Source organism: Burkholderia reimsis, assembly GCF_003294055.1.
GTDB lineage: Bacteria > Pseudomonadota > Gammaproteobacteria > Burkholderiales > Burkholderiaceae > Burkholderia > Burkholderia cepacia.
Map to the genome: position 1 here is coordinate 133,423 of NZ_QMFZ01000005.1, position 15,813 is coordinate 149,235.

Annotated in this window: 16 protein-coding genes; 5 read left to right on the forward strand and 11 right to left on the reverse strand. The window is 66.9% G+C overall.

Annotated elements, in window-relative coordinates:
* Nucleotides 1–157: 157 nt before the first annotated feature.
* On the forward strand, nucleotides 158–1,249 hold the full coding sequence (locus tag DPV79_RS08700; RefSeq protein WP_113045197.1) for a porin: 1,092 nt from the start codon (nucleotides 158–160) through the stop codon (nucleotides 1,247–1,249).
* Between the two features lie 170 nt (nucleotides 1,250–1,419).
* Here the strand turns inward: DPV79_RS08700 and DPV79_RS08705 are convergent, their stop codons facing one another.
* Nucleotides 1,420–2,385, reverse strand: coding sequence for a quinone oxidoreductase family protein (locus DPV79_RS08705; protein ID WP_113045198.1), 966 nt, complete (start codon nucleotides 2,383–2,385; stop codon nucleotides 1,420–1,422).
* Between the two features lie 46 nt (nucleotides 2,386–2,431).
* Nucleotides 2,432–2,683, reverse strand: a complete 252-nt coding sequence (locus tag DPV79_RS08710; RefSeq protein WP_113045199.1) for a hypothetical protein — start codon at nucleotides 2,681–2,683, stop codon at nucleotides 2,432–2,434.
* A 95-nt stretch (nucleotides 2,684–2,778) separates the two neighbouring features.
* Between DPV79_RS08710 and DPV79_RS08715 the strand changes: the two genes are divergently transcribed.
* Nucleotides 2,779–3,588, forward strand: a complete 810-nt coding sequence (locus DPV79_RS08715) for an AraC family transcriptional regulator (protein WP_113045200.1) — start codon at nucleotides 2,779–2,781, stop codon at nucleotides 3,586–3,588.
* A 159-nt stretch (nucleotides 3,589–3,747) separates the two neighbouring features.
* On the opposite strand, the gene DPV79_RS08720 is transcribed toward DPV79_RS08715, so the two are convergent.
* The 8 genes from DPV79_RS08720 to DPV79_RS08755 form a co-directional block, all read right to left on the reverse strand.
* Nucleotides 3,748–4,527, reverse strand: coding sequence for a DUF3304 domain-containing protein (locus DPV79_RS08720; protein ID WP_165843496.1), 780 nt, complete (start codon nucleotides 4,525–4,527; stop codon nucleotides 3,748–3,750).
* 135 nt (nucleotides 4,528–4,662) lie between these two features.
* Nucleotides 4,663–5,469, reverse strand: a complete 807-nt coding sequence (hpaI, locus tag DPV79_RS08725) for a 4-hydroxy-2-oxoheptanedioate aldolase (protein WP_113045202.1) — start codon at nucleotides 5,467–5,469, stop codon at nucleotides 4,663–4,665.
* Between the two features lie 12 nt (nucleotides 5,470–5,481).
* Nucleotides 5,482–6,285, reverse strand: a complete 804-nt coding sequence (hpaH, locus tag DPV79_RS08730) for a 2-oxo-hept-4-ene-1,7-dioate hydratase (RefSeq protein WP_059623158.1) — start codon at nucleotides 6,283–6,285, stop codon at nucleotides 5,482–5,484.
* 20 nt (nucleotides 6,286–6,305) lie between these two features.
* On the reverse strand, nucleotides 6,306–6,698 hold the full coding sequence (locus DPV79_RS08735; protein WP_027791434.1) for a 5-carboxymethyl-2-hydroxymuconate Delta-isomerase: 393 nt from the start codon (nucleotides 6,696–6,698) through the stop codon (nucleotides 6,306–6,308).
* A 33-nt stretch (nucleotides 6,699–6,731) separates the two neighbouring features.
* On the reverse strand, nucleotides 6,732–7,580 hold the full coding sequence (hpaD, locus tag DPV79_RS08740; protein ID WP_113045203.1) for a 3,4-dihydroxyphenylacetate 2,3-dioxygenase: 849 nt from the start codon (nucleotides 7,578–7,580) through the stop codon (nucleotides 6,732–6,734).
* Between the two features lie 49 nt (nucleotides 7,581–7,629).
* The gene (hpaE, locus tag DPV79_RS08745) at nucleotides 7,630–9,093 is read right to left on the reverse strand and encodes a 5-carboxymethyl-2-hydroxymuconate semialdehyde dehydrogenase (RefSeq protein WP_059485026.1); all 1,464 of its coding nucleotides are present in this window, start codon (nucleotides 9,091–9,093) and stop codon (nucleotides 7,630–7,632) included.
* A gap of 22 nt (nucleotides 9,094–9,115) precedes the next feature.
* Nucleotides 9,116–9,880 (reverse strand): fumarylacetoacetate hydrolase family protein, encoded by a 765-nt coding sequence (locus DPV79_RS08750; RefSeq protein WP_113045204.1) that lies wholly within the window; start codon nucleotides 9,878–9,880, stop codon nucleotides 9,116–9,118.
* Entirely contained in the window at nucleotides 9,877–10,566 is a 690-nt protein-coding gene (locus DPV79_RS08755; RefSeq protein WP_113045205.1) for a fumarylacetoacetate hydrolase family protein, read from the reverse strand. The genes DPV79_RS08750 and DPV79_RS08755 overlap by 4 nt, the downstream gene beginning before the upstream one ends.
* 152 nt (nucleotides 10,567–10,718) lie before the next feature.
* On the opposite strand from DPV79_RS08755, the gene hpaR reads away from it, so the two are divergent.
* Entirely contained in the window at nucleotides 10,719–11,159 is a 441-nt protein-coding gene (gene hpaR / locus DPV79_RS08760; protein ID WP_021164054.1) for a homoprotocatechuate degradation operon regulator HpaR, read from the forward strand.
* 54 nt (nucleotides 11,160–11,213) lie between these two features.
* Here the strand turns inward: hpaR and DPV79_RS08765 are convergent, their stop codons facing one another.
* Nucleotides 11,214–12,425 carry an SDR family oxidoreductase gene (locus tag DPV79_RS08765; RefSeq protein ID WP_021164053.1) on the reverse strand — a complete coding sequence of 404 codons (1,212 nt, stop codon included), beginning with the start codon at nucleotides 12,423–12,425 and terminating at the stop codon, nucleotides 11,214–11,216.
* 645 nt (nucleotides 12,426–13,070) lie between these two features.
* Between DPV79_RS08765 and DPV79_RS08770 the strand changes: the two genes are divergently transcribed.
* Together DPV79_RS08770 and DPV79_RS08775 are read left to right on the forward strand one after the other, a co-directional pair.
* Nucleotides 13,071–13,415 (forward strand): DUF3564 family protein, encoded by a 345-nt coding sequence (locus DPV79_RS08770; RefSeq protein ID WP_021164050.1) that lies wholly within the window; start codon nucleotides 13,071–13,073, stop codon nucleotides 13,413–13,415.
* Between the two features lie 417 nt (nucleotides 13,416–13,832).
* On the forward strand, nucleotides 13,833–15,728 hold the full coding sequence (locus tag DPV79_RS08775) for a peptidoglycan D,D-transpeptidase FtsI family protein (protein ID WP_113045206.1): 1,896 nt from the start codon (nucleotides 13,833–13,835) through the stop codon (nucleotides 15,726–15,728).
* Nucleotides 15,729–15,813: the final 85 nt, after the last annotated feature.

Consider the following 15,813-nt stretch of genomic DNA (forward strand, 5'->3'; position numbering starts at 1 on the left):
GCGCGGCGGCAGCACGCTCGCCGTCGCGCACGCATACCGCGCACATCTCGTCATGGGATGACATGCCTTCCGGCGGGCGTCTTCCGGCGTCCGCCGTGGGCTGCTGCGCGCCGCATCCGTTTCACCCCAACCCACAAGAACCAAGGAGACACCGTCAATGAAGTCACGCGCAGAACGTTCGATTCGCACAGTAGTCCTCACGGGATCGGCCGCCGCGACCTGCATCGCCGCATCCGTCGCACACGCGCAGTCGTCGGTCACGATGTACGGGATCATGGATGCCGGCATCGAATACACGAACCACGCGGCGCCGGAGGGCGGCAGCTCGGTCAAGCTGAAGTCGGGCAACAAGAACACATCGCGCTGGGGCCTGCGCGGCGTCGAGGATCTCGGCGGCGGGCTGAAGGCCGTGTTCCGCCTCGAAAGCGGGATCGACCTCGCGAACGGCGCGCTCGACGACGGCCCCGATTCGATCTTCGCGCGCCGCGCGACGGTCGGCCTGAAAAGCAAATGGGGCGAACTGACGCTCGGCCGCAACTACACCGTCACCTACGACTACATGCTGCCCTTCGACCCGATGGGGTACGCGCAGAACTACTCGTGGGCGTCGGCGGCGACGGCGACGGGCGGCCGCAAGGACGGCATGTTCACGCGCTCGTCGAACGCGGTGCGCTACGACGGCGAATTCAGCGGGTTCAAGTTCGGCGCGCTGTATGGCTTCGGCAACGTGCCGGGCAGCGTGAAGACCAGCTCCAAATACGATTTCGCGGTCGGCTACGAGAAAGGCCCGTTCGCGGCGGTGGTCACGTTCGACCGGCAGAACGGCGCGGCCGACAGCGTCACGCCGGCCGATACCGTCAACTACATCCAGGGCATCCACGCGGGCCTGAGCTACGACTTCGGCAACCTGAAGACGATGGCCGGCTATCGCAACTACAAGCGCACGTTCCGCACCACGGCAGCGAACCAGTTGAGCGACACGTACTGGCTCGGCAGCTCGTACCAGTTCACGCCGGCGTTCTCGCTGATCGCGGCCGTCTATCACCAGAACATCAAGGGCGGCAGCGATGCCGACCCGACGCTCGTATCGTTGCGCGCGAACTACGCGCTGTCGAAGCGCACCGTGCTGTACGCGGCCGGCGCGTTCGCGATCGCGAAGCACGACCAGAAGGTCGGCGTGTCGCGCGATTTCGTGGGCTACGGCACCACGCAGGTCGGTGTCACGGCGGGGATTCAGCAGCGGTTCTGAGTTTGACGATACGGGCGGCGAGCGGCCTTCGAATCGCGCCGCCCGTCTTGTGCGGTTCATTGCGCGCGTGCCGCCCTGCATCGCCTCCACCGCGCGCATCGGCGTGACAACGGGCGATCGGCCAGCTTCCCGCACACGACGGCCGCGCCCTCATCCGTGGCCCGTGCCGGTCATTCGCCGTGCATCGTGAACACCAGGCGAACGAGGCTGCTCGTATCGCTCCAGTGCTCGCCAACCGCCGACAGCGGCACCGTGCGCGTGTCGATCGTCAGCCCCGCCGGTCCGGCCGCGTCGAACACACCGCGCACCGACGCCAGCAAGCGCGGCAACGACACGCTGCCGATGCCGCTGCCCATCAGTTCGATCGCGGTTGCTCGCAATACGGCGCCCGGCAACAGCACGTCCGCGCCGCCGATCGAGCCGATCTGCACGAAACGCAGCCGACGGCCATCAGGCGTCGCCTTCGCGGCGGCCACCAGCAGCGTCTGCGCGCTGGCGCCCCACAGATAATCGAGCACGACGTCCACGCCCGCGCGGAAATGCGGTTCGAGCGCGCGCTCCAGATGTGCGTCGTCCTGCTGCAACGACACGACGGCATCCGCGCCGGCACTCAGCAACGCCTGCAGCGCGGCCGCGTTGCGGCCCGTCGCGATCACCTTCGCGGCGCCGAGATGCTTCGCAATCCGAACCGCCAGCCGCCCCGACGTACCTGTCGCACCGTTGACGAGTACAGTCTCGCCCGCGACGAGCCGCGCGCGTTCGGTCAGCGCCGCCCACGACGACATCCCGGGAATCGCGATCGCGGCCGCCGTGACGTCGTCGAGCGTATCCGGCAGCGGCACGCACCGCGTATCGGGCGCGATCGTGCGTTCGGCCATCGCGCCGAACGGTGCGGGCGCGCCGAAGAAGTAGACGCGCTGCCCGTCGTCGAGACGGCGGCCAACCCCGTCGACGCCAACGACGAACGGATAACGCCCGTCCGACGAGTAATGGGTGCCGGCCGCGCGCCCCTGCGCGATCCGGCTCAGCGCGGACGCCGTCACGTCGATCAGGCTGTGGCCCGGCCTCGCGTGCGGCGCATCGAACTCCATATGAACGGGGCGCACGCCGGCGCCCGTCACGACTGCTGCTTTCATGGTGACTCCTTGAATCGGGGATCCCGATCGACGGTTCCGGTGCGCATCAGCGTGCGTCGAGCCACGCGCGCAGCGCGGGATCGCGCACTTCCAGCACGTCGAACAGGCCGAGCGCACGCAGCGCGGGCAACGCATCGATCGCGTCGGCTTCCGCGCGCGCCCGGTCGACGGGCGCGGCGTTCGGGTCGGTCAGCACCCGCGCGTTGACCAGGAACGCACCGACGGTCCCCTTGCGGATCGTCGTATCGCCGAGCGTGATCCGGTCGGTCTGGTCGGGAAGCATCTGTTCGGCTCGCATCGTGTCGTACTCCGGTTGTTATCGATGGACGCAGTGTAGGCGTGCAAATTCGGCCGATCTCCGGTATAACGGCCATTCGATACCGATATCCGGCCATGTCCGATCCGCTCCTGCCCGCCCGCTTCGTCACTTCCGACGACGGCCCGTTCGTCGTCGCCGCCGTGCTGTCGCAACGCGACCCGCGCGTGACGCCACCTCATTCGCATGCGCGCGGCCAGCTCGTCGGCGCGCTGAGCGGGTTGCTGACGATCGGCCTCGACGACCAGGACTGGGTCGTGCCGGCGATCCATGCGATCTGGATTCCACCGCATTGCCGCCATTCGTTGCATTCGTTCGGGCCGATTTCCGGCTGGTCGGCATTCATCGCCGAAGCGCGCTGCGCGGCGCTGCCGGATACCCCGCGCGCGATCCGCACGACGCCGCTGCTGCGCGAAGCCGTGCAGCGCGCGGCAAGTTGGGAGGGGGCCGAGCTGGATGCCGCTCGAACCCGGATCGCCGACGTGATCCTCGATGAAATCGCGTCGTCGGAAGTCGAGGCGCTGGGGTTGGCGCGGCCGCAGGATCCGCGGCTGACAAGGATCACCGATGCGCTTGCCGCGGATCTCGCGGACAACCGGCGGCTGGAGGAATGGGCCGAATGGGCGGGAATCAGCGCGCGGACGATGAGCCGCCGCTTCGTGGCCGAGACGGGGCTGACGTTCGCGCAGTGGCGTCAGCAGGCCAGGCTGCTGCGGGCGCTGGAGAAAATCGCCGACGGCGTGCCGGTGACGACGATCGCGCTCGATCTCGGGTACGACAACGTGAGCGCGTTCATCGACATGTTCAGGCGGGCGTTGGGGACGACGCCGGGGAAGTACACCGAGCTTACGAGGCTTGAAACCAGCAATGGCGGAAGTCGGTCATAGTCCATTGGCAGCGCCTGTTCGTCCCGTCAAAGGAAAGACTGATGTGCAGCGTCGGACAGTGCATCTTCGGGGCAACGACGGTGGCACCGTCGATCCACGCCTGCTTCGCTTCGCCAGGACGACCAGCGTCCGACATGGATACCGAGCGTTGGATCGCGCTCATTTTTCGACCCGCTGTTTAGACACCCGCGCCGCCTTTTCTTGTAGTTGCTGATCGTATGCCTTGGCCGCTTCGTCGCGTTCGTGCCATGCGTGCGTTTGCGCATTCGCCTTGGCGTCGAGCACGCCCTGAACGACATACGGATCATTGCTAACCGGTTTGTCCAGGGAACTACCGTCGTCAACGCGGACGCGAATCCGGTCGTCCTCGAGGAACTGCACCACGAAGTTGTATTGTTTCGGTCCATATGGCGGCACTTTTGCCACGGCTTCGAGCCATTGGTCGCCACTACGGTCGTTGGCGTCGTATGGGTGCAAGTCGCGTTCCCAACGCACACTCACCGTCATTCCGTCACGCCACTTCTCAGGAACATAGACGCAGCACATTTCGGAGCCTCCACCACCCGGTTCCCCAGTCTTGCTGACCGGTGCGATGTTCGGTCCTCCCCCGCTTCGACCTTGAGAATCCGTGATGGAGAAACGTCCAACTCCATACGATGCGTAGTTCAATCCACTTACCGACGCTGGATTCTCGACCGTTCCGTCGGCACGCGCCACCGGTGCAGTGGCGCTTGCTTGCGGCGCTTCCTGATTGCAGCCTGCCACCAGGAGGCCTAATGCGAGCGCAGCCAGAAACCGGACAGGCATGGCGGAACGCCGCCCCCCACAGTCCGCTCGAGCGTTTTCCATCGTACGCTTCGTACCGGTTCGCGTTGCCGGGTAAGCCGCCTGCGTGCGGTGCCGCTCGACTGCTTCGACGTCTTCGACAGGCACGAGCATGTCGGGGGTCGTGGAATGTGGCATCGTACTGTTCAGGCGGAGTGCAGGATTTCGCCAGCTTATTCGAAACACACAAAAATCGTAATGAGCGAAATTCAATCGCACCCGAGACACATCAGCCATACCTTGCTTCGTTCAATACGTCCCGTCCCCCTTCTTAACCGCCTCGCGCCCTTTCCCCTTGAACTGCTCCGCCAACCGCTCCGCACTCCTCGCCAGCAACGTCGCATCGACCCCGACCGCGACGAACAGCGCTCCCGCGTCCAGATAACGCCGCGCGGCTGCCTCATCCGCGCTGAGAATGCCCGGCGCCTTGCCGGCCGCCTTGATCGCGCGGATCGCACCATCGATCGCGGCCTGCACGTCCGGGTGCCCCGGATGGCCGAGATGCCCGAGATCGGCCGCGAGATCCGCCGGCCCGATGAACACGCCGTCCACGCCCTCGACCCGCGTTATCGCATCGATTGCGTCGAGCCCCGCGCGTGTCTCGACCTGCACGAGCACGGCCATCTCGTCGTTCGCGCGATGCAGGTAATCGCCGACCCGATTCCACCGCGACGCACGCGCCAGCGCGCTGCCCACGCCGCGAATCCCGTGCGGCGGATAGCGCGTCGCGGCCACCGCCGCACGCGCCTCGTCGGCGCTCTGCACCATCGGCACGAGCAGCGTCTGCGCGCCGAGATCGAGCACCTGCTTGACGATCACCGGATCGTTCCACGGTACGCGCACGACCGGATGCGACGGATACGGCGCGATTGCCTGCAACTGCGCGAGGATCGTCGGCACCGTGTTCGGCGCATGCTCGCCGTCGATCAGCAGCCAGTCGAAACCGGCGCCCGCGACCACTTCCGCGCTGTACGGATTGGCGAGCCCGAGCCACAGCCCGACCTGCGCGTCGCCGCGCGCAAGCGCGGCCTTGAAGACATTCGTAGGAATCCGCATCGTTCGCTCATCTCACTCGAAGTAACACTGGATCGTCCCGAGCGGGCCGTAGTCGACGCTGAACGTGTCGCCCGGCCGCGCCGCGCACGGCCGCGTGAACGAACCGCCGAGCACGATCTGCCCCGGCTCCAGCGCAACGTCGAAGCGGGCCAGCCGGTTGGCGAGCCACGCGACGCCGTTCGCCGGATGGTTCAGCACGCCGGCCGCGACGCCCGTTTCCTCGACCACGCCGTTACGCGACATGATCGCCGCGACCCACCGCAGGTCGACGTCCTGCGGCTTCACGGGCCGCCCGCCGATCACCACGCCCGCGTTCGCCGCGTTGTCGGCAATCGTGTCGAACACCTTGCGCGGCCGTTTCGTATCGGGGTCGATCGACTGGCTGCGCGCGTCGATGATCTCGAGCGCGGGCACCACGTAGTCGACTGCGTCGTACACGTCGAAGATCGTGCAGTCCGGGCCGGTGAGCCGCTTGCCGAGCACGAACGCGAGTTCGACCTCGACGCGCGGCACGATGAAGCGCCCGGTGGGGATCGTGCCGCCGTCGGCAAAGAACATGTCGTCGAGCAGCGCGCCGTAGTCGGGCTCGTCGATCTGCGACGTGTTCTGCATCGCCTTCGACGTGAGGCCGATCTTGTGTCCCTTCAGCGTACGGCCTTCCGCGAGCTTGAGGGTCACCCACGCGCGCTGGATCGCATACGCGTCGTCGATCGTGATGTCGGGATGGTCGAGCGAGATCTGGCGGATCTGCTTGCGCTCGCGCTCGGCGTCGTGCAGACGCTGCGCGAGCTGGTCGATGAGGGCGGTTTCGAGCATGGTCGGATCGGGAATGGGGTTCAGCCGGCCCGCTTGTAGCGGGCGTGGATGTTGTTGTGCTTGTACGAGCCGCTTTCGCTGAACTCGGTCAGCTCCATCGACAGCGCGAGGTACCGTTTCGCGTACAGTTCCGCGAAATGCGCCTTGATCGCGTCGAACAGCGCGTCGCACGCAGCCTTTTTCTGCGCGTCGCTGCGGCCCGAGCCGATCTTCAGCGTCACGTGCACGAACGCATCGTCTTCCGTGCCGTCGGCTACGCAGTAATCCTGCAGTTCGATCGCGCGCGAGCGGATGCCGCCCGTCGGGAACACGCCGCCCTGCGCGATCAGCGTGGCGTTGATCGTGCGCAGCAGCGCGGGAATGCGTGCGTCGTCGCGGATGTTCGCGGTGTATTCGACGACGATATGTGGCATGGTGGATCTCCAGTCGAGTGCGTGGCGCGGTGCTCAGGCCACCGGGAAGATCGCATTGATCTGCCCGGTACCCGAACTCGCGAAATAGTCGGTGACGATCTCGACGGGTTTATCGTAGCGATCCCAGCCGAGCAGGCCGAGCAGCATCGCGGTGTCGTGCATCCCGCCTTCGCCGTGGCAGTGCGTGTTGTACTCGGGCAGCATCGCGCAGAAGGTCTTGAAATCGCCCTGCTTCCACAGCTCGACCACGCGCAGGTCGACCTGCCGGAAGAATTCGCGGCTGATCTGGTGGATCGATTCCTCGGGGCTGCCGTTGTCGTTGAAACGGTGCGACAGCGAGCCGCTCGCGAGGAATGCGACGTTCGAATCGCTCTTTTCGATTGCCTCGAGCAGCGCCTCGCCGAAGCGCCGGCTTTCGTCGAGCTGATGCCACATGCACCAGCCGGCGATCGACACGACCTTGAAGTGCTGGTCGGCGTTCATGTAGCGCATCGGCACGAGCGTGCCGTATTCGAGTTCGAGGCTGTCGATCTCGTGCGCGCGCGTCGCGACGCCGCGCGTGCTGGCCGTCTCGGCGATCAGCCGGCCGAGCGCCGGGTTGCCCGGATACGCATACTCCATGTCGCGGATGAAATGCGGCAGCTCGTTGCTCGTGTAAGTGCCCGCGAATCGCGCATTGCAGTTCACGTGATAACCGGCGTTGACGAGCCAGTGCACGTCCGACACGACGATCGTGTCGACGCCGAGCGCGCGGCAGCGCTCGCCGATCAGTTGATGGCCGCGGATCGCCGCCTCGCGGCAGCCGTGATGCCTGCCGGGCAGTTCCGACAGGTACATCGACGGCACGTGCGTGATTTTCGCGGCGAGGGACAGTTTGCCCATCGTTCAAGTCTCCGTTTGGTTCTTTCGTGCTGCAGACGACCCGCGCCCGTCACACGCCCCAGCGCGGAATGTGGTGCGAACCCATCGAGATGCACACGTTCTTGATCTCCGCGAACACCTCGAAGCTGTATTCGCCGCCCTCGCGCCCGGTGCCCGATTCCTTCACGCCGCCGAACGGCTGGCGCAGGTCGCGCACGTTCTGGCTGTTCACGAACACCATCCCGGCCTCGATGCCGCGCGCGAGGCGATGCACCTTGCCGACATCCTGCGTCCAGATGTACGACGCAAGGCCGTACGACGTGTCGTTCGCGAGCCGCAGCCCTTCTTCCTCGTCCTCGAACGGAATCAGGCACGCGACCGGCCCGAAGATTTCTTCCTGTGCGACGCGCATCCGGTTGTCGACGTCGGCCAGCACGGTCGGCCGCACGAAGTTGCCGTTGCGCAGGTGGTCGGGCAAGCCCGCCGGCTTGTCGGCGCCGCCCGCGACCACACGCGCGCCTTCCTGCTCGCCGATGCGGATATAGCCCGTCACCTTTTCCCAGTGCTGGCGCGTGATCATCGCGCCGAGGTTCGTGGCCGGATCGGACGGATCGCCGACCACCAGGTTGTTCGCGCGGCGCGCGAATTCCTGCACGAAACGATCGTAGATCGTGCGCTGCACGAAGATCCGCGAGCCGGCCGTGCAGCGTTCGCCGTTGATCGAGAAGATCGTGAACAGCGACGCGTCGAGCGCGCGGTCGAAATCGGCGTCGTCGAAGATCAGCACCGGCGACTTGCCGCCGAGTTCCATCGAATACTTCTTCAGGCCCGCGCGCTCCATGATCCGCTTGCCGGTCACCGTACCGCCGGTGAACGACACCGCACGCACGTCCGGATGACGCACCAGCGCGTCGCCGGCCGTCGCGCCGTAACCCTGCACGACGTTGAGCACACCCGGCGGGATGCCGGCTTCGAGCGCGAGGCGGCCGAGCTGGTCGGCCGTCAGCGGCGACAGCTCCGACATCTTCAGCACGGCCGTGTTGCCGAGCGCGAGGCACGGCGCCGTCTTCCACGTCGCGGTCATGAACGGCACGTTCCACGGCGACACCAGCGCGCACACGCCGACCGGCTGGTACAGCGTGTAGTTCAGCATCTGGTCGTCGACCGGATAGGTGCGGCCGTTCATCTGCACGCACACTTCCGCGAAGAAGTTGAAGTTCTCGGACGCGCGCGGAATCAGTTGCTTGCTCGTCTGTGCGATCGGCAGGCCGGTGTCCTGCGTTTCCAGCGCCGCGAGCATCGGCACGTTCTTCTCGATCAGCTCGCCGAGCCTGCGCATCAGCTTCGCGCGCTCCCTGGCGGGCGTGTTCGCCCATTTCGGGAAGGCTTCCTTCGCGGCGCGCACGGCCGCGTCGACTTCGGCCTCGCCGCCCGATGCGACGTCGGTGATGACTTCCCCCGTCGCGGGATTCAGCGTCGTGAACGTCTCGCGGCTCTCGACTTCACGGCCGTCGATCCAGTGCTTGATGGTCATGCTCTCTCCTTGGGCGACGGGCTCAGCCGGCGCGATAGTAGTCTGCTTCGCCGACGATCGTGTTCACGAGCCGGCCGATCCCTTCGATTTCGGTCACGACCTCGTCGCCCGGCTTCGTGTCCGCCAGCCCCTCGGGCGTACCGGTCAGGATCAGGTCGCCCGGCGAGAGCGTCATGAAGCCGCTGATGTGCTCGATCAACGCCGGCACGTCGAAGATCATGTCGCGCGTGCTGCCGCGCTGCGTCTCCCGTCCGTTCACCGTCGTGCGCAGCGTCAGGTCGCCCGCATCGCCGATCTCGTCGCGGCTGACGAACCACGGCCCGAGCGGCGTGCAGGTGTCGCGGTTCTTCACGCGCAGGTTCGGACGGTAGTAGTTCTCGAGATAGTCGCGGATCGCGTAGTCGTTCGCGACCGTGTAGCCGGCCACGTAGTCGAGCGCCTGCGCGCGGCTCACGTTGCGCGCGGGCCGGCCGATCACGACGGCCAGTTCGCACTCGTAGTGCATGTGGGTGGCGTCCGCCGGGCGCACGGTGCGCGACCGGTGCCCGATGAACGTGTTCGGCCCCTTCAGGAAGATCAGCGGTTCGCTCGGCGCCTTGAATGCGAGCTCCTTCGCATGGTCGGCGTAGTTGAGGCCGAGCGCGAACGTGGTGCGCGGCGCGACGGGCGGCAGCCACGCAACCGCGTCCTCGGCAACGACCCGCCCCGTGTCGAGACGGATCGCGCCGTCGTCGGCCGGTTCGGCTGCATGCAATGCGCCGTTGTAGATCACCCGTGCCGTCTTCATCGTGTTTCCTCCGCGATCAGCGTGTGCCGCAACATGCCGATGCCGGCGGCGGCGATCTCGATCGTGCTGCCCGCGCGGGCGCGCGGCGCGCCGCCCGCGACGCCGAGCAGCAACACATCGCCCGCGTCGAACGACATGAAGGCCGTCACGTCGGCGATCAGTTCGCGCACGGAGCGAATCAGCGTAGACGTCGAGGCGGACACGGCCACCTCGCCGTCGATCCGCACGGTCAGGCCGATCGTGTCGACATCGCCAAGCGCGGCGGCCGGCACGATGGCCGGGCCCATTGGGCAGAAACCGTCGCGGCACTTGAAGCGCACGGCCGGACGGTAGTAGTCGGGATGGGGGACCGACACGTCGCTGGCGAGCGTGAAGCCGTGAAGGTAGTCGAGCGCCCGCGCGGCCGGCACGCGCGTCGCGCGCTGGGCGAACACGACGGCCACCGACGCGCCGATCTCCAGGGCGTCGACGCCGGCCGGCACGACGACGGTCGCGCCGTCGGCCGCATGCGTGTTGGCGGGCTTGATGTACAGGATCGGCGCCTGCGGCGGGCGGCCGTAAGGCAGTGCGTTCACGGCATCGCCGAGTGCGTCGAGCGCCGCACGCTCGTTGAGCAGCGCACCGTAGACGGTACCGATGGCGACCGGCAACGGCGGCGCCGCGGCGGTCATGCAAGACAGCTCCATGCGTCATTCCCCTGCCGCGCGTCGCGGCGCATCGTCAATACTTAATATCTTAAGTAAACAATCGAACGCTGGCAACCTCGATTACCCTGATACGCGAAATTCACTCCGTTCGGCTGTTAAGATTGATGCGTCCCCGTCCACTGCTCACCCCGATGAACCGTACGCTCGACCATCGCAACCTGGCCATGCTGCTGCTCGAGGCCCGCGAAACGCTGATGGGTCTGTTCCGCCCCATTCTCAAGGAATTCGCGCTGACCGAACAGCAATGGCGGATCATCCGCGTGCTCGACGGCGAACCGGCGCAAGCGCTCGAAGCGGGACAGATCGCGCGGCGCTGCTGCATCCTGAGCCCGAGCCTCACGGGCGTGCTGGAACGGATGGAGCGCGACGGCCTGATCACGCGCACGCGCGCGCAGGAAGATCAGCGCCGGCTGCTGGTGAGCCTGACGCCGCAAAGCAGGAAACTGGTCACGGAAATCGGCCCGCGGATCGACGAGCAGTACCGGCAGCTCGAATCGCGGTTCGGCGAGGACGGCCTCGAAGACATCTATCGCGCGCTCGACCGGCTCATCGAGCTCGGCGGCAACACGTGATGACGGCCCCGTTCCCGCCAGCCGCGGGAACGGGGGCCGGTGCGGCGCGGACGGTCAGTGCACCGCGCCGCGCATCAGCTCGGTCACGGCCACGCCGCGCGACGTGCGCATGCATTCCTCGACGTAATCGATGAACGGCAGCGGCTCGAAATCGATTTCGTCGCGCACGCGACGGTTGTCGAACACGCGATCGACCGTCGCGAATTCCCCGCAGCGCTGCAACGCCCGGCCGATCACGCGCTCGAGTGCCGGATCGGTTCGCCCGAGCACGTCACGCACCACGAGCGGCAATTCGGCCGGCGCACACGCCGCGTAACGCGGTGCGCCGGTCATCCCCGCCGCCTCGTCCATCGCACGCACGATCTGCGCGACCTGCGGCGCCTCGTCGCCGGCCGACACGTGATACAGGTCGTGTGCGAGCGTCGGCTTGACGGCCAGCAGCATCGTCGCGCGCGCCACGTCGTCGACCGACACGATATCGATGCGCGTCATCGGTCGCGCAGTGAAGCGGCGTGCGGCATGCGCCAGCCGGAACATCCAGAACGAATTCGGCGCGGGCCGCGTACCGAGTACCGTATGGCCGACCACATGCGACGGCCGCACCACGACGAGCGGCAGCCCGAGCGCACGCAGGCGCTGCTCGGTCTCCGCCTTCGCATGCAGGTAGTCCGCGGCGAGCACCGCGCCCGGCAGGCCTTCTTCGTCGCGCGCGACGTCGTTCGCCGCGTCGCCCGCCGCCTCTTCCTGCACGATCCCGCCACGACCCGCATGCGCGTAGGCCGTGCCGACGTAGACGAAGCGCAGCAGGCGCGGCGCCCGTGCAAAGCGCTCGGCAAAACGCACCGCGTCGGCGATGTCGGCCCGCAGGTGCGCGCCGTCGGCCGGCGACGCATGGCCGGCGCAGTGAATCACGTGCGTCGCGGCGGCGAGGCGCGGTGCGTCGGCGCCCTGCCACACGTCGCCGAGCGCACCGACGATCACGTTCGCGTCGGTCAGGCGCGACGCCCAGTACGGGGCCAGCCCCGCGCGCAGCGCCGCTTCGCGCAGTCGCGCGACGGCATGGCCGCGATCCTGCGCGCGCACGACGCAGACGATGCGGTCGAGCAGCCCCGCATTGACGAGCGCCGTCAGGACGGTACTGCCGATGAAGCCGGTTGCGCCGGTCAGCACCAGCCGCCCGACGTTCGCCGCCGCGACCGGTGCGCTGGCCGGCGACACGAGGCTCGTCCGCCAGTTGAGCGACAACGCGGTTTTCCAGATCAGCACGATAGTCTCCTTCGAAGAATCGGCCGGGCGGCGCGGCGGCCGCGGTTGCGGGCTGCGCACGGCTCACCGGCCGGCCCGGGGCCTGACGCGCGCCCCGGCAGTCCCGATCGGGCGTGCGGCCCGCGATCGCGTCGATCGCGTCTCTGGCACGAGGCGGCGGCAGCCGCCGAGGACGGGCGTCCGCGGCACTGGATCGGGAATATCTCAGTGTGGGGCCCGACCGCAGGCAAGTCTGTCCCGAAAGTTTCGTGAAAGTGTGCCGATTTGTATGCGATTGTCGGAGTCTGTCGTCCGGCAATGCAGTCGGAACGCCTCGACATCCGGTCGCGCCCCCTCCGGCACGGCCGGACCGCGTCGGCCGGCCCGGTTTCCGCGGCCGGTTGCACGCGACAGATCGACGCGCCTCTCGGCGATGTTGCCCCATGTCTCGAGGATCGACCGGGCCCCGATCGGCGCCGCGCTCGCCGGTGGGCGTGTGTTTGCGCGCGCCGCCGGTATAACCATGAATCGTCAGACATCGTTTCATCTGAAACCGCAATGAACTCAATGCGGATTTATTGCGGATTATCACTTGCGTTTCACACCAGTCTATCTAGACTGATCAAGTCAAAACGGTCGAATGTTCATTTTTTGGAGACGATCACAATGCGCCTCACCATTCGGATTAATGGCAGCGAATCAGCAACCCGGCACTCGTTCGCGGTACTGTGGGTCGACACCGACGAAGGACTGTGGTCGCGCGAGGCACATCAGGGCATCGATCTTCCCGCCTGGGGCAAGGTTCGCGACGTCGAAGGCGCGATGGCGCTCTGCGCGGCTGATGGCGGGAATGCCGTGTGCCAGTTGAAGGGACTGTCGTTCGGTGCGACCCAGCGCGAACAGGGCTCCGCCGTACTCGCCGGCAATCACCCCGGCGCATGGCGACTGCAGGCTGTCGATCGCTGCACGAGCGAGCCGGAATATCGGGAATTCATTTCCGTCACCCGGTAGAAATTATCGATGCAATTCGTCTGCGGTTTTCGGGTTTATTCCGGTTTCAGTGATATTCATTTCGATATTCAGTATTAGCGGCGCCCCTTTTCGGGGCGTTTTCATTTTCTGGTGCAAATAAATAATCGCGAGCCGGGCAATTGATCGCGCGCCGGAGACGGTCGGCATCGATTGTCCAGGAGATCGTGTGAGCGGATCGATACGCACCGAATCGGCCGCCTTCAATCACCTGCTGCGTCGGTGAAGCTCCGCTTCCGCCCTCTTTTCGGATGCCCTGTTCCGCCCTTTGCCGAATCGCCGATTCGCGCCTTTTCACGGGGCCGGAACATACTTTCCCCACACGGCGTTTACTCATTTATTACAATCGCATTATTCAGACTGACTCGCCGCCCTCCGGCGGCCCGACCCGGCCATTGCATGAGCGTGAAAAAGAAGACCCACCCCGCCGATCCGTACGCGGCCGCGACCAAGAACCCGATGCTCGCGTCGCGCCTGCCGATGTGGCGCTCGAAGCTGATCGTGATCATCGTGTTCCTCGCGTTCGCCGCGCTGATCGGCCGCGCGTTCTGGGTGCAGGTCGCGAACAAGGAGTTCTACGTCGGCCAGGGCCAGAAACGCTACCAGCGCACGATCGAGCTGGACGCGATGCGAGGGCGCATCGTCGACCGCAACGGCGCGATGCTCGCCGTCAGCCTGTCGACCTATGAAATCTGGGCGAACCCGAAGCAGGTCGCCGACACCGACTACCCGCAGATCTCGAAGCTGCTCGACATGCCGCTCGTCGAGGTCAAGCGGCGCCTCGGCAACGACAAGACATTCGTGCTGCTCAAGCGGCAGGTCGACGCCGACACGGCAGGCAGGCTCGACAAGCTCGCGATCGACGGCATCACGCAGATCGCCGATTCGAAGCGCTTCTACCCGGAAGGCGAATCGGCCGCGCACGTGGTCGGCTTCACGAACGTCGAGGACAAGGGCCAGGAAGGCGTCGAGCTCGCGGCGAATGCGCGCCTGTCGGGCACGTCCGGGCAGCGCGAGGTGATCCGCGACCGGCTCGGCCGCATCGTGTCGGACACGCGCCCGCTCGTCCCGGCGCAGCATGGCGCGACGATCGAGCTGACGATCGACCGCCGCATCCAGCAGCTCGCGTTCAGCCAGCTCAAGGCGGCCGTGGTCGAGAACAACGCGGTGGCCGGCAGCGTCGTGGTGCTCGACGCGCAGAACGGCGAGATCCTTGCGCTGGCGAACTACCCGACCTTCGACCCGAACGACCGCGCGCGCCTCACCGGCCAGCAGTTGCGCAACCGCGCGGTGATCGACACGTTCGAACCGGGCTCGACGATCAAGCCGCTCGTCGTCGCGCTGTCGATCGACGAACGCAAGGTCACGCCGAACACGATCATCAACACGTCGCCGGGCACCTACAAGATCGGCCCGGCCGTGATCCACGACACGTCGAACCACGGTTCGCTGACGGTCTCGCAGGCGCTGCAGAAGTCGAGCAACGTCGCGCTCGCGAAGCTCGCGCTGAACCTGCCCGCCGAAACGATCTGGAACAAGTACCAGGAATACGGGATCGGCCGTGCGCCGGAACTGACGTTCCCGGGCGTCGCGTCGGGCCGGCTGCGCGGCTACAAGCGCTGGCGGCCGATCGAGCAGGCGACGATGGCATACGGCTACGGCCTGTCGATGTCGCTGCTGCAGATCGCGCAAACCTATACGGCCTATGCCGGCGACGGCACGCTGCACCCGGTGTCGCTGCTGAAGAACGGCACCGATCAGCAGACGATCGACGCGCATCGCGGCCATCGCGTGACGTCGCCGCAAACGGCCGCGTCGATCCGCTCGATGCTCGAGATGGCGGTCGGCGAAGGCGGCACGGGGCGCCGCGCGCGCGTCGACGGCTACCGGATCGGCGGCAAGACCGGTACCGCGCGCAAGCAGGTCGGCGCGACCTATGCGAAGGGCAAGTACCGCGCGCTGTTCGCGGGGATGGCGCCGATGAGCAACCCGCGCCTGATCGTCGCGGTGATGATCGACGAGCCGCGCGGCAAGGGCTACTACGGCGGCACGGTGGCCGGCCCGGTGTTCGCGTCGGTCACGAGCGGCTCGCTGCAACTGCTCGGCGTGCCGCCCGACGCGCCGGTCGAGCCCGAGAAGACGCCGCCGGCGAAGCCCGCCGCGCCGCAGAAGACGGTGGCCGCGCCGAAAGCGGCTGCACAAACCAGGACGGCTGCGGCACCGAAAACCGCAGCGCCGCTGAAGACTGCCGCGCCGTCAAAGGTACCGGTGCAGCCGGCCACCGCGGCCGGATAAGCGCGGCACGTCCCCGCGACACGTCGGCCGCCGGCGCGCGTGGCACACCGGCGGCGCCTGGCCGCCACGCATTTCCCCGCCATCG

Coding starts and splice junctions, on each gene's coding strand:
- DPV79_RS08700 (WP_113045197.1), top strand. CDS start 158: ATGAAGTCACGCGCAGAACGTTCGATTCGCACAGTAGTCCTCACGGGA.
- DPV79_RS08705 (WP_113045198.1), bottom strand. CDS start 2,385: ATGAAAGCAGCAGTCGTGACGGGCGCCGGCGTGCGCCCCGTTCATATG.
- DPV79_RS08710 (WP_113045199.1), bottom strand. CDS start 2,683: ATGCGAGCCGAACAGATGCTTCCCGACCAGACCGACCGGATCACGCTC.
- DPV79_RS08715 (WP_113045200.1), top strand. CDS start 2,779: ATGTCCGATCCGCTCCTGCCCGCCCGCTTCGTCACTTCCGACGACGGC.
- DPV79_RS08720 (WP_165843496.1), bottom strand. CDS start 4,527: ATGCTCGTGCCTGTCGAAGACGTCGAAGCAGTCGAGCGGCACCGCACG.
- hpaI (WP_113045202.1), bottom strand. CDS start 5,469: ATGCGGATTCCTACGAATGTCTTCAAGGCCGCGCTTGCGCGCGGCGAC.
- hpaH (WP_059623158.1), bottom strand. CDS start 6,285: ATGCTCGAAACCGCCCTCATCGACCAGCTCGCGCAGCGTCTGCACGAC.
- DPV79_RS08735 (WP_027791434.1), bottom strand. CDS start 6,698: ATGCCACATATCGTCGTCGAATACACCGCGAACATCCGCGACGACGCA.
- hpaD (WP_113045203.1), bottom strand. CDS start 7,580: ATGGGCAAACTGTCCCTCGCCGCGAAAATCACGCACGTGCCGTCGATG.
- hpaE (WP_059485026.1), bottom strand. CDS start 9,093: ATGACCATCAAGCACTGGATCGACGGCCGTGAAGTCGAGAGCCGCGAG.
- DPV79_RS08750 (WP_113045204.1), bottom strand. CDS start 9,880: ATGAAGACGGCACGGGTGATCTACAACGGCGCATTGCATGCAGCCGAA.
- DPV79_RS08755 (WP_113045205.1), bottom strand. CDS start 10,566: ATGGAGCTGTCTTGCATGACCGCCGCGGCGCCGCCGTTGCCGGTCGCC.
- hpaR (WP_021164054.1), top strand. CDS start 10,719: ATGAACCGTACGCTCGACCATCGCAACCTGGCCATGCTGCTGCTCGAG.
- DPV79_RS08770 (WP_021164050.1), top strand. CDS start 13,071: ATGCGCCTCACCATTCGGATTAATGGCAGCGAATCAGCAACCCGGCAC.
- DPV79_RS08775 (WP_113045206.1), top strand. CDS start 13,833: ATGAGCGTGAAAAAGAAGACCCACCCCGCCGATCCGTACGCGGCCGCG.